This window comes from Chitinophaga silvatica (assembly GCF_003419895.1).
Taxonomy (GTDB): Bacteria; Bacteroidota; Bacteroidia; order Chitinophagales; family Chitinophagaceae; genus Chitinophaga; species Chitinophaga silvatica.
Window position 1 is genome coordinate 212,010 of sequence record NZ_QPMM01000012.1, and the last position, 13,702, is coordinate 225,711.

General features: G+C 40.9%; 12 protein-coding genes. 3 read left to right on the top strand and 9 right to left on the bottom strand.

What is annotated here, in order from left to right; all coding sequences use genetic code 11:
- Positions 1-97 precede the first annotated feature (97 nt).
- From DVR12_RS22045 to murI, 3 genes are read left to right on the top strand one after another with little or no spacing between them, the layout of a single operon-like run.
- Positions 98-508, top strand: a complete 411-nt coding sequence (locus tag DVR12_RS22045; RefSeq protein WP_116977969.1) for a hypothetical protein — start codon at positions 98-100, stop codon at positions 506-508.
- A 52-nt stretch (positions 509-560) separates the two neighbouring features.
- A complete protein-coding gene (locus DVR12_RS22050) occupies positions 561-1,223 on the top strand; it encodes a carbonic anhydrase (RefSeq protein WP_116977970.1) in 663 nt (220 codons plus the stop codon).
- Complete coding sequence (gene murI, locus DVR12_RS22055) at positions 1,223-2,041, top strand: glutamate racemase (protein WP_116977971.1); 819 nt, start codon at positions 1,223-1,225, stop codon at positions 2,039-2,041. Before DVR12_RS22050 ends, murI begins: the two co-directional genes overlap by 1 nt.
- A 66-nt stretch (positions 2,042-2,107) precedes the next feature.
- On the opposite strand, the gene DVR12_RS22060 is transcribed toward murI, so the two are convergent.
- The 9 genes from DVR12_RS22060 to DVR12_RS22100 all read right to left on the bottom strand — a co-directional run bounded on the left by DVR12_RS22060 (position 2,108) and on the right by DVR12_RS22100 (position 13,522).
- A complete protein-coding gene (locus DVR12_RS22060) occupies positions 2,108-3,634 on the bottom strand; it encodes a TlpA family protein disulfide reductase (RefSeq protein ID WP_116977972.1) in 1,527 nt (508 codons plus the stop codon).
- 114 nt (positions 3,635-3,748) lie between these two features.
- Positions 3,749-5,875, bottom strand: a complete 2,127-nt coding sequence (locus DVR12_RS22065; protein WP_116978051.1) for a S9 family peptidase — start codon at positions 5,873-5,875, stop codon at positions 3,749-3,751.
- Positions 5,876-5,914: 39 nt separating this feature from the next.
- Entirely contained in the window at positions 5,915-7,297 is a 1,383-nt protein-coding gene (locus DVR12_RS22070) for a Gfo/Idh/MocA family protein (RefSeq protein WP_116977973.1), read from the bottom strand.
- Between the two features lie 253 nt (positions 7,298-7,550).
- Positions 7,551-8,315: a succinate dehydrogenase/fumarate reductase iron-sulfur subunit gene (locus DVR12_RS22075; protein ID WP_116977974.1), complete on the bottom strand. Its 765-nt coding sequence runs from the start codon at positions 8,313-8,315 to the stop codon at positions 7,551-7,553.
- Between the two features lie 62 nt (positions 8,316-8,377).
- Complete coding sequence (locus DVR12_RS22080) at positions 8,378-10,351, bottom strand: fumarate reductase/succinate dehydrogenase flavoprotein subunit (protein WP_116977975.1); 1,974 nt, start codon at positions 10,349-10,351, stop codon at positions 8,378-8,380.
- Between the two features lie 19 nt (positions 10,352-10,370).
- A complete protein-coding gene (locus tag DVR12_RS22085; protein ID WP_116977976.1) occupies positions 10,371-11,054 on the bottom strand; it encodes a succinate dehydrogenase cytochrome b subunit in 684 nt (227 codons plus the stop codon).
- Between the two features lie 190 nt (positions 11,055-11,244).
- The gene (locus DVR12_RS22090; RefSeq protein ID WP_116977977.1) at positions 11,245-11,808 is read right to left on the bottom strand and encodes a hypothetical protein; all 564 of its coding nucleotides are present in this window, start codon (positions 11,806-11,808) and stop codon (positions 11,245-11,247) included.
- A gap of 26 nt (positions 11,809-11,834) precedes the next feature.
- On the bottom strand, positions 11,835-12,653 hold the full coding sequence (gene murQ / locus DVR12_RS22095) for an N-acetylmuramic acid 6-phosphate etherase (protein WP_116977978.1): 819 nt from the start codon (positions 12,651-12,653) through the stop codon (positions 11,835-11,837).
- A 20-nt stretch (positions 12,654-12,673) separates the two neighbouring features.
- On the bottom strand, positions 12,674-13,522 hold the full coding sequence (locus tag DVR12_RS22100) for a BadF/BadG/BcrA/BcrD ATPase family protein (protein WP_116977979.1): 849 nt from the start codon (positions 13,520-13,522) through the stop codon (positions 12,674-12,676).
- Positions 13,523-13,702: the final 180 nt, after the last annotated feature.

A 13,702-nucleotide genomic window follows, 5' to 3' on the forward strand; every position in this document is an offset into this window, starting at 1 on the left:
GATTTTGTGCCGGCTTTCCAAGACAGACAACGAAGAGATAATAATGCGCCGTATTTATCAAATTAAAAAAATTACATTTACATAAATCAATATAAATATGGATTTTAAACAGCTAATTATCTCTACTGATTACCTTCTTAGCATTAAAACCCCCAGAGAAGAAATTATTGCGGTTCAGGAACTTGAAGGATATCGGTGTAAGGATATTCAAACGGTAATAGACCAGCTTTCCCGTCCTACCTTTGGTAAGGCTACCGGACAGGCCCCGGTTCCGGTTGGAGCTTCTATTGTTGCAGGAATGTCATTAATCTTAGGACTTATATTAATGGCAAACGACAAGGTATTACCAGGCTTTGCAATTATGGGTGCCGGAATAGGCAGGCTTGTTTTTAAATTTAATCAATCCAAAAAAATATTTGAAGAAGAAGAAGGATTAATAGCCCGAAATAATGCAATGGAAGAACTGGCACAACAATTAGCCTCTTCCAATCAAACAACAACTGCCTAAAATTTGTAAATGATTTCGTGCGTATCTTTAGCACATAAATCAACTTTCCTACATGACTGCGTATAACCAGATATTTGAAAATAACAGGCAATGGGTAGCCGCCAAAACGCGCACTGACGCTGAGTTTTTTGAGAAAATGGCCGACTCTCAACAACCCGCATATTTATATATCGGCTGTAGCGATAGTCGTGTTCCTACCAACGAAATCATGGGCCTTGAAGCAGGTGAAGTTTTCGTTCATCGCAACATCGCCAATCTGGTTCCAAATACCGACCTCAATGTAATGGCCGTTATCAATTATGCAGTAGTTCACCTCGAAGTAAAGCATATCGTTGTTTGTGGCCACTATAACTGCGGGGGAGTAAAAGCTGCCATGCAGGCAAAAGACCTCGGCATCCTGAATCCATGGCTTCGTAATATACGCGATGTATATCGCCTGCATATGGACGAGCTCAATGAGATTAAAGAGGAACACGACCGATACAACCGCCTGGTTGAACTGAATGTACAGGAACAATGCATCAACGTTATTAAAACAGCTGTCGTACAAAAATCGTACGTGGCTAAGGGTTATCCTACCGTACACGGATGGGTATACGACCTTAATAATGGTTTACTTAAAGATCTGCAGATCGACTTTGAAGGCGTATTGCACGAAATTCAAAAAATTTATGACCTCACAGGTTCAGGCCTGATGCAAAAAGACAATGAATAATGGGTCCTATTGGTGTTTTCGATTCCGGCTATGGCGGATTAACTGTGTTAAAGGAAATCGTTGCTGAATTACCGCAGTACGATTACATTTATATGGGCGACAATGCAAGAGCTCCTTATGGTAACAGGGGGTTCGATACCATTCATACGTTTACGTTAGAGTGTGTAGAAAAACTCTTCGCTATGGGTTGCCCGCTGGTAATCCTTGCCTGCAACACCGCTTCTGCCAAAGCATTGAGAACCATCCAGCAAAAAGATCTACCAAGAATAGCCCCGGATAACCGGGTATTGGGAGTTATACGACCTACCTCCGAAATGGTAGGAACCATTACTCAAACCGGTGAAATCGGCATCCTGGCTACCAATGGTACTGTATCTTCCGAATCATATCCATTGGAAATTCACAAATTCTTTCCTCAACTCAATGTTCACCAATTAGCCTGCCCAATGTGGGTGCCACTAATTGAAAACAATGAACACGAAAGTGAAGGAGCCGACTATTTTGTGAAAGAATACCTGGATAAGATACTTTCCATGTCCGATAATCTTGATACCCTGGTATTAGGCTGTACTCATTATCCTCTATTATTGAAAAAGATAAAACAGTTTTTACCCGGAGGTATTACTGTATTATCTCAAGGGAAAATTGTAGCCCATAGCCTGAAAGATTATCTAAAAAGACATCCGGAAATGGAAAGCAGATTAAGTAAAAATCAACAGCAACAATTTTATACTACTGATGATCCAAACATCTTTGATAAAATGGCTGAGATCTTTTATGGTAAATCGGTTAGCTCGGAAAAAGCTATTACTACCTAACAAAAAAGTCAGGTAGCCATTATCTGACTACCTGACTTCTAAATACCAGCAAGGCTGGCCAATAGCTTAATCTATATTAAGTACGGTTTCAATCCGTTTTAACATCTCTTCATTTCCCGGATATCCTGTAAACTGCTGTTTTAGCACTCCATTCTTATCAAATATCAGGTAAGTGGGTATAGCCTCAAAGTTGAAGCTTTCCAACAAATTCTTCCACTCTTCTGTAGTCAGGTAATACTGATGTCCTCCAATGCCTTCTATATGCTTTTCCCATAATTTCTTAGGTGATGTGGGATTAGTTATATAAATAAATTCAGCGCCTCTATCGGTAAGTTGTTTTTTAAAATCTCTGGAATCCTTAATGGCCTGAATACAAGGTACACACCATGTTGCCCAAAAATCAACAATAACAGTTTTTCCTTTATAACTGGAAATAATAGCCTTCATTAACTCTTCAGGAGATACATCAGGAGTTTTGTTAATTACTATTGGTTCCTTTAACATTGCCAGCTTCATTATTTCCTGGTTTCTTCCAAGAAGAATTTTCTCCAAATCTCCATTCTTATAATAACTTTTAATGTTATTAACCTGTTTTACTGTCAATGGTTTTAGTTCAAGCTCGAATTGCATGCCATATGCATTACCTACAAGCATATCATAAAACAAGCCCTGATCCAACCCGGTTAGATCTCCCAAAATATTTTTTACTTTCACTAGCCATTCACGAATGGGAGTATCCTGAATTCGAGGGATATTCAATGTACTATTGTTTAGTAATTCCTGTGTAAACACAGGATATGAAAAGCAATACAGATACATTGAATTATTTAGGTCGAGATTTTTAAGAAACGAATAATCCTTCCTGACTGGTGTCTTTATCTCTGAACTATCCGGAGCTTTATGATTATTTGTATTTCGATAATTCAGTACCATTTCATTATGGTAATCGAATACATGAATGTAGTACACTGCCAGTGAGTAGTCTTTGAAAATTAGTTCCTTCATTTTTTCAGAAATAAAGGGTGGCTTGTCCAGAACAGTACGTTTCCGCTGCAAAACACTATTTGCATGATCTATAAAACCGCTAAATTCCTTATTATATAATGGTTCTATAGGCTTATTCGATCTCTCCATTATCAAATCCTCAAATCTTTTCTGACTCTGGAGAAGTTCTTCATCAGTAAACCCTGAATTAAAGTCAGTCTTCACGCTATTAATTATCCTATCATCACCATAACTCAATGAAATTGTATTTTGTCGTCCGTTTTTTACCACAACGCTAACCTGATTATCTATATCGATATCTGTACTAACGGCACATCTGCTTAGATTTGTTTCTGTGTTTATCTTCAATTGAAATTGTCCACTGGTATCAAGAAGTGTTTTATATAACCTGACTTCACCAGTAAATGGATGTGGTACTTTCAAAAACAGCCATACACTATCTTTTGTAATACTTTCCGGAATTGTTACTTTACCGCTTAGTTGAGCTGTACCGAATTCCATAACAGGTTTGGCAAATTGGGCGGAAGTGGTCAACGGCCCAAGAAATAATATAACGACATAGGTAAGTCTTAGCGTAAATGATAGCATAATGTGGGTTGATTATAACAGGAATACTACTATCTTATGTAAAAGTTAACTACAATATCCAGTACCAAAAAAATGGGCAAGTTAAACCCTGCCCATTCTATATTTCATGTAATTTTATCTCTCTTCCAATTTCAATAAAAAAGAATATTGCAAAGCCACATCTTCCAACATTTTAAAACGCCCGGAAGCCCCACCATGCCCAGCATCCATATTGGTATGGAGCAGTAATAAGTTATGATCGGTTTTCATTTCTCTCAATTTAGCTACCCATTTTGCAGGCTCCCAATATTGTACCTGAGAATCGTGAAGCCCTGTGGTGACCAGCATATTCGGATAATTTGTATGCTGTACATTGTCATAAGGGCTATAAGATTTCATATAATCATATGCATCCTTATTCTTAGGGTTTCCCCATTCATCAAATTCGCCGGTAGTAAGTGGAATGCTTTCATCAAGCATGGTAGTCACTACATCTACAAATGGTACTCCTGCAATTACACCATGAAACAGTGTTGGTTTCATATTTACAACAGCACCCATTAACAAGCCACCGGCACTTCCACCCATTGCATAAATATGTGCGGAATCGGTATATTTTTCTTTGATAAGATATTCGGCTACATTAATAAAATCGGTGAAGGTATTTTTCTTTTTAAGCAACTTTCCATCTTCATACCATTGTCTTCCCATCTCTTGTCCGCCTCTGATATGAGCTATTGCATAAGCAAAACCTCTGTCCAGTAAACTAATGCGGTTAGAATTGAACTGCGCATCTATGCTAAATCCATAAGACCCGTATCCATACAGCAATAGCGGACGTTTTCCATTTTTCTCAAAAGTCTTTTTATAGACAATTGAAACCGGAATTTTAGTTCCGTCCGTTGCGGTAGCAAATAAGCGTTCGGTTACATAATCTTTAGGATCGTATCCCCCCAACACTTCCTGCTGACGTTTCAACTCTGTGCTACCTGTTTCCATGTTATAATCGTAAACAGAGTTCGGAGTGATAAGAGAAGTATAATTGTATCTCAGCTCCTTACTATCCATTTCAGGATTTGTTCCAACAGAAACAGTGTATGCAGCTTCTGAGAATGGAATGTATTTATCCTGGTGTTTCTTTTCATCAATAACTCTTAGTTGAGTAAGGCCATTCTTTCTTTCTTCAAGCACCATAAACTCTTTGAAGATCTCCATACCTTCCAGCAAAACATCTTTTCTATTAGGAATTATTTCCTTCCAGCTTTGTCTGTCTGTTTTCGTCAGCGGTGCCTGCATCAATCTAAAATTCAATGCATCCCAGTTGGTAACAATATAGAATTTATCATCCCGATGATCGACATAATACAGCATATCTTTAACCCTTGGCTGAAAAACCTTAAATTCATCAGCAGGTTTATTGGCATCCAGGATAAGTGCTTCAGCAGACAAGGTACTTTCGCTGTTAATAACGATATATTGCCCGGATTTTGTTCTTTTGATCTCTACTGCATATGCTTCATTGTTCTCCTTAAACATCTCCTTTTCTACGGGCTTTCCGAGTTCATGTCGCATAATGCGATTAGCCCTTAGCGTTGTAGTATCTTTCTGAACATAAAACAACGTTTTGTTATCATTGGCCCATGCACTACCTGGAGTAGCATCTGCAATAGCATCGGGCAACAATTCATTTGTTTCAAGGTTCTTAATTCTGATAGTATAGCGCCTCCGGCTCACCGTATCTATAGCATATGCCAGCAACTTAGTATCCGGACTAACATTGAGTCCGTCTACATTACAATAGGCATGCCCAGCAGCCAGCTCATTAACATTCAGGATCACCTGTTCGGCAGCTTCCAGACTACCCTTTTTTCTGCAGTAGACCGGGTATTCTTTCCCTTCTTCGTAACGGGTATAATAATAGTATCCGTTTTTCAGGTAAGGAACACTCATATCGGTTTCCTTAATGCGCGATTTCATCTCATCGTATAACTGCGTACGCAATTTCTTCTGAGGCGCCATTATGGTATCGAGATAGGCATTTTCGGCCTTCAGATAGTCAATTACCTTTGGATTTTCACGATCATTTAACCAATAGTAATTATCGATCCGGGTATCGCCATGGATTGTTAATTCCTTTGGAATTTTTTCGGCTATTGGGGGTTGAATATTCTCTTCGCTCATACTGTGTTTCTTTTCATTACACGACAATAATACTGTCGTTCCCATAAGCAACAAAAAATTACCCTGGAAGTTCTTAAACATAGGAGATAGATTTAAATAAGTTGGGGTAAATGTAATCATTTAAATCACTTGCATTTTTACCGGATCCCAATTAACAATTTTCTTGCTGAAATAGCTTTCATTAGCTAAAAGTGCCGGCCCAGCTGCTCTCAAGCCAAAAACTGCATCTTCAATAACTGGTTTGCCAGTGCGCATGGATTCAAAGAAATTGGTGAAATGTTCCAGTCTGTCGTCATACCCTTTTGGAGCAGCATAATTGTTGGAATACTGGCTTCCATTTCTTGTGCTTTCCGGGTATTTAGCGTTATAATCCTGTACAAATTTAGCTTGTTGCGCTGTTGGGAAAGTGCGGAAAGTATCCCATCCGCCATATCCTGGTGCTTGTGGTAATTTGTGCTTAATTACTTTAAAATCATTCCATCCAAGTTCTATCACTCCTTCAGTTCCTATAAACCGGGTATATTCACCACCTCCGCTTCCATCGGCAAAATTGACTCTTAAAGTCATCTGAAAAGCCGGATGAATTTGTGTTTCAGGATAATTAAAGATAGCGACCACAGTGTCGGGCACATCACGTCCATCTTTCCACTGTACCAGGTTTCCACTTGCGTAGATCGATTCAGGCCCCAGAGAACCAGTAATAAAATGTAGCCCGGTGATCAGATGCACGAATAAATCGCCCGGAATACCGGTACCATAAGCCTGATAATTTCTCCATCTGAAGAAGCGAACCGGGTCGAAAGGTATTTTGGCGGTATCTTTCAGGAAGGTATCAAAATCGATAGTTGATGGGGACGCATCCGGGGGAATGGAATATTGCCAGGCACCCAGGGCACTATGACGGTCCATCCTGGCCTCCACTACGTTTAGTTGTCCGATTTCCCCGGCCAGGTAACGTTTACGGGCTTCAGCCAAGGCTACACTGCTCACACGCTGGCTGCCTACCTGGAATACGGCCTTAGTACGTTTCTGGGCTTCAATCACTTTATGACCTTCTGCAATCTGCTGAACCATTGGTTTCTCACAGTAAACAGCCTTACCTGCTTCCATGGCATCAATAGCAATGGTATCGTGCCAGTGGTCCGGAGTTGCAATGATTACTGCATCTATATCTTTACGTTTCAGCAGTTCTCTATAATCGCGGGTTGTATATATTTTAGGGCCAAATACCTCTTTAGATCTGATCAGATGGCCATCGTATAAATCGGCTACCCCAACCAGTTCCACACCCGGAACTTTCAATGCTGTTTCCACATCACCAAATCCCATGATTCCCATACCTATACCGGCTATTCTGATTTTGTCGTTAGGGGAAACCCTTTTTGCCGGCTGTAATATTTCGGTTTGTTCTTTATCGTTAGCTAACGCGGAAAGCTGACTAATCCCTAATAAGGCAGCAGTACTACCTATATTTTTTATAAATTTTCTACGAGATCCTGACATATAATTTCAGTTTAAGGTTGACATAGCCCCACATAATACAAAAAATAATGGAAGCTCGCAAGCGAGCGTTTTCTCGCAGAGAAGCATAAGAAGCAAAGAGGCATAAGGATCGAAGCGAATGTTATTAAGAACTACTGACTGGTTTCTATTATAATTGAAACCTAACGGAAGTCCTTAAAAACATTCGCTTCGATCCTTATGCCTCTTTGCTTCTTATGCTTCTCTGCGAGAAACAATCGAGCAACGCTCGCTATTATTTTTCCGAGGAGAAACCTGCACCAATAAACTGTCTGTTCAGACGAGCAATATTTGTGAGGGAGATTTCTTTTGGACATTCAGCTTCGCAGGCACCAGTGTTGGTACAGCTACCGAAACCTTCTTTATCCATTTGAGCAACCATGTTAAGTGCGCGGCTATCTTTTTCAGGATGGCCCTGAGGTAATAAGGCCAGCTGAGAAACTTTAGCAGAAACGAATAACATTGCGGAAGAGTTTTTACAAGCAGCAACACAGGCACCACAACCGATACAGGCAGCAGCAGCGAATGCTAAGTCAGCTTTATGTTTATCTACCGGGATGTTATTTGCATCCTGAGCGTTACCAGTGTTAATAGAGATATATCCACCAGCTTCGATGATACGATCAAAAGCAGAGCGATCTACCACCAGGTCTTTCACTACCGGGAAAGCACCAGCTCTCCATGGCTCAACAGTGATAGTATCTCCGTCTTTGAATGCGCGCATATGCAACTGGCAGGTAGTAGTACCAGCCCAAGGACCGTGCGCACGGCCATTGATATGCATAGAGCATGCACCGCAAATTCCTTCGCGGCAGTCGTGATCGAAAGCGATTGGTTCTTTTCCTTCACTGATCAGTCCTTCATTTACCACATCAAACATTTCGAGGAAAGACATTTCAGAAGAAATGTTTTTAGCCGGAATAGTTTCGAATCCACCCTGATCATTTTTGTTTTTCTGCCTCCACACTTTTAATGTGAGGTTCATATTATAATGTTCCATAGTTCCTGGACAATTATTTGATTTTATAAACCTGGTGAGTTGTTAGCAACTTACCAATTACCTTATTTATAGCTACGTTGAGTTGGTTTTACGTATTCGAATACCAGTGGCTCTTTGTGTAATACATAGTCGCTTGGGCCTTTGTATTCCCATGCAGCTACATAGCTGAAGTTTTCATCATCACGTTTTGCTTCACCATCATCAGTTTGAGATTCTTCTCTGAAGTGGCCACCACAAGATTCGCGACGATTCAGCGCATCTACACACATTAATTCGCCCAGTTCCAGGAAATCGGCTACACGCACAACTTTTTCCAGTTCAGGGTTCAATTCATTAGCAACACCCGGAACGCGAACATCTTTATAAAAGTCGGCTCTCAAAGCTTTGATTTCTTCGATAGCTTCTTTCAATCCTTGTTCGTTGCGAGCCATACCACATTTTTCCCACATGATCTTACCCAGTTTCTTATGGAAATAGTCTACAGACTTAGCTCCTTTGATATTCAGGAATTGGGAGAGCATATCTTTCACTTTCTGTTCTGCGGCTACGAAGGCAGGATGATCTGTTGGGATAGCTTTGGTGCGGATTTCATCAGCAAGGTAATTACCGATGGTGTAAGGAATAACGAAATAGCCATCGCCTAATCCCTGCATCAGTGCAGAAGCACCTAATCTGTTAGCTCCGTGATCAGAGAAGTTAGCTTCTCCCAGAGAGTACAGACCCTGAACGGTAGTTTGCAGTTCATAGTCTACCCACAGTCCACCCATGGTGTAGTGAACAGCAGGATAAATACGCATTGGAGTTTCGTATGGGTCTTCTCCGGTAATTTTAGCATACATATCGAAGAGGTTACCATATTTTTCTACCACTACTTCCTTACCCATTTTAATGATCTCGTCTTTAGATACGTTGTGCATCTGACGTTTACCGGCTTCGATATTACCATAACGTTCGAAGGCAGCAGCGAAGTCGAGATATACAGCTTGTTTGGAAGTACCTACACCGTAACCGGCATCGCATCTTTCTTTAGCAGCACGGGAAGCCACGTCACGAGGTACGAGGTTACCGAAGGCAGGGTATCTTCTTTCCAGGTAATAATCTCTTTCATCTTCAGGGATATCGCTGGCTTTGCGGTTATCATCTTTTTTCTTAGGCACCCAGATACGACCATCGTTACGCAGGGATTCTGACATGAGGGTCAGTTTCGACTGGTGATCTCCGGAAACCGGGATACAGGTCGGGTGAATTTGGGTGAAGCAAGGGTTTGCGAAGTAAGCACCATTTTGGGTAGCTTTCCAGGCAGCGGTAACGTTGGAACCCATTGCGTTGGTAGACAGATAGAATACGTTTCCGTATCCGCCGCTACAGATGAGGACAGCGTGTCCGAAGTGGCGTTCCAATTCGCCGGAGATAAGGTTACGAGCGATAATACCACGTGCTTTACCATCGATTTTCACGATATCCAGCATTTCGTGGCGACTATACATAGTTACATTACCCAGGGCTACCTGACGCTCAAGAGCGGAGTAAGCACCGAGGAGGAGCTGTTGACCGGTTTGACCAGCAGCGTAGAAAGTACGTTGTACCTGAGTACCACCGAAAGAACGGTTGCTCAGTAATCCACCATATTCGCGGGCAAAAGGAACACCTTGAGCAACGCATTGGTCGATAATATTTCCACTTACAGAAGCGAGGCGGTAAACGTTTGCTTCCCGAGCGCGGTAGTCACCACCTTTAACTGTATCGTAGAAGAGACGGTAAACAGAGTCACCATCGTTTTGATAATTTTTAGCAGCGTTGATACCTCCCTGAGCAGCGATACTGTGCGCACGGCGAGGGCTGTCCTGAAAGCAGAATGCTTTAACCTTGTATCCTAATTCACCAAGTGAAGCAGCTGCAGAAGCACCTGCCAGACCTGTTCCTATTATGATCACTTCCAGGTTACGCTTATTGGCTGGATTTACCAGTTTACAATGTCCTTTATATTCTTCCCATTGTGATTCTATTGGGCCATGAGGAATTTTTGCATCCAACATATATTCTTACTTTACAGAATTATTGAAAAAAAATGAAAACCGGAATGATAGCAAATCCAATAGGAATAGCTATACCGAAGATCCAAACACCGATGAAGTTGATCAAACCATTGTATTTCTTATGGTTTAATCCAAAAGTCTGACAAGCACTTTTGAAACCATGGATCAGGTGAAAGGATAATGCGATCATAGAAATCACATAAATGATCACTACCCAGCCATGTTGAAATGCATCGTAAGTTACTGCATAAAGGTCTTTCAACGGTTGTGCCATGCCTTCGTAAGTCTGCGTTGGCATATCACCGTAGTGGAATTTCGCCCAGAATTGTGCAAGGTGAATCACGATGAAAATGAAAAGGATGCTTCCCATAATAGCCATCTGACGGCTAAACCATGAAGAAGTCTGATTACCCGGATTAACGGCATATTTAACCGGACGGGCAGCTCTGTTACTAAAAGTGAGCTGAATTGCAACGAAAGCATGCAATAAGATCACAATTTTCAGTCCCCAGGCGATGAACTGAATAAGGCCATTATGGCCCATAAATGCTGCATAAGCATTAAATGCTTCCCCTCTGTCGTTTTTCAACAATTGTAAGTTACCAACAAGGTGCACTAACACGAAACTACAAAGAAACAAGCCGGTAGCACCTACCAATAACTTCTTACCGATAGAGGTATTAAAGAACTGTGACCACTTCATAAGTAAAATTCTAAGCTTCCAGTATATTAAAGATGATTTGAAATGTCGGGCAAATTTAAAGCAGGAAAAATAAAAACCAAATGATATTTATCAGGTTTTATTATACATGAGATTAAAAACACTCACATTATTTGTTGATAATCATAGTTTTAAAACGGAATATCTTTCATTTCATACTGAAAATTTAATATTATTCGAGGCGTTTCAGCATAATATTATCGATCATATTAAACAGATGTAATGGCTGATATGTTCGCCATTTTTCATCTTCCAGCAAATGAATGTAATAATCGAGTTTAGCACGCCTGAATTCATCTGCAGTTTGTATAGGCATATTCAGGGCTACAATCCATCCCCCATCATCCTTAATATCTTCCCACCATTCTTCATAGTAGTCAACATCGTCTGAATGAAAGTTCATCACATTTTCTGCAAGAAGAATGAATTTATTGATACCCTGGGCAATCAGAATGTCTATGATATTTCGTTTCATAGTCATGATATCATTATCAATAGCATCATTCCATTCGCCCAACAGCTCTATAATTACGAAATTGAACTGATAGTCTGTAAAGAGGATTTTCATATACAGGTTGCGGGAACCAAATTCATCCCACTGGGGATGGATATAGTAGTTGTAAACCGAGTTTGAATATTCAAACTCGCTATACTCGCGACCATAGAAAGGAGAGTATTCATCTTCCTCCGCTGTATATAAATGCCGCCAATTGTAATATGGTTCTATATCATGCATATACCTAATACAAAGGTCTGGTTAAATCATTTTTTAGCAAAATCGGCAACTGCTTTTTTTACGCTGCCGGATTTTAATAACATTTCCTGGGCCTGCGCATAATCAGTCAGAGACAATTGCTCCATCAGCATTTTCACCCCTCTATCTACCAATTTCTCATTACTTAACTGCATATTTACCATTTTATTATCCTCTACCCTCCCCAACTGGATCATTACCGAAGTGCTGATCATATTCAATACCAATTTTTGAGCAGTACCACTTTTTAAACGGGTACTTCCTGTCACAAATTCTGGTCCTACCACTACCTCAACCGGAAAATCTGCTGCAGCAGATAACGGAGTATCGGGGTTACAGCTTATGCTACCGGTGATGATACCACGACTACGGCATTCATTCAGTGCAGCAATGACATATGGAGTGGTACCACTGGCTGCAATGCCAATTACCACATCCTTATCTGTAATATTAAATGATTGTAAATCTTCCCATCCCTGGCTACGGCTATCTTCAGCAAATTCCACCGCCTGACGGATAGCAGTATCCCCACCGGCAATTAATCCAACTACCAGCCCTTGGGGTACACCGAAGGTAGGAGGACATTCAGAAGCGTCTACTACCCCTAATCTGCCACTGGTTCCTGCCCCCATGTAAAATAATCTTCCGCCAGCCAGCATTTTATCGGCAACGGCGCCTACCAGTTTTTCAATCTGTGGAATTGCTTTCTCTACTGCCAACGGAACTGTCTGATCTTCCTTATTCATATTTACCAACAACTCATGGATACTCATCTTTTCCAGATGGCGGTAATGGGAAGGCTGTTCCGTTACTTTAACAAATGACATACTATATCTCTTAATAATGATTAACGATGGTATTCTATCAATCCGGAAATTGGGCTACGCAGGATCCGGCCCAGCGACAATTCATACAAATCACAAAGTTCTGTAATAATGTCCTTAAAGGTAAAGGCAACACCCCCAGTAAAATGCAGGGTGCTGGTCCAGCTTTCCCTGTATTTGTAGATATGATTAAAGAAAAAGTCGTTAAGGCTGTCTTCCAGGATATTTTCCACCATAAAATGACCTCGGTTTTCGGACAAAAAGGTAGTAAACTGAGCTAAATATCGGTTTGCTAAGGGTTTACGATATACATTTTCCAGTATTTCGTCTTTATTTGTCCGATACTTATACTCAAATTTATCGTGAAGCTCTGCATCGAAACTATTGTATAGATAATATTGCAACACTTTGCGGCCCAGATAAGCGCCGCTGCCCTCATCTCCTAAAATATATCCCAGTCCGGGATTATTTTTTACAATATCGGTTCCATCGTAGTAGCAGGAATTAGAACCCGTACCCAGAATATTGGCCACTCCGGCCGTTCTGCCACAGAGTGCGCGGGCTGCTCCCATAAGATCGTGGTGTACATCCACGTGCGAATCTGGCCATACAGCCTGAATAGCGGCGGTAACCAGGTTCAGATTTTTGGCCTGGGCCAGGCCCGTACCATAAAAATAAACCTCGGCAACAGTCAGTCCCACCGGCAATTGCGGAACTAATTCTGTTTCTAAAATAGCCTTGATCTGTTCTTCAGATTGAAAATAAGGACTAACCCCTTGTGTTTTCAGGATAATAGGTTCTCCATTGCCCAACAGCCCCCACTCGGTTTTAGTAGACCCACTATCTGCTACCAGCTTTATTCCAGCGCTCATACCCGGTTAATTGTGTAATTAAAAGATGATTTATGCTATTTTTGCCACAATTTAAACAAAAGGGGCCCACAAAAGCAAACCTCTTAGTTTAAGAGATGATGATACATGTATGTAGCTGATTGCCGACCGCCAGTTGCACTACAACATGATATATAGATTGGTTATATAAATTAGCGGGAT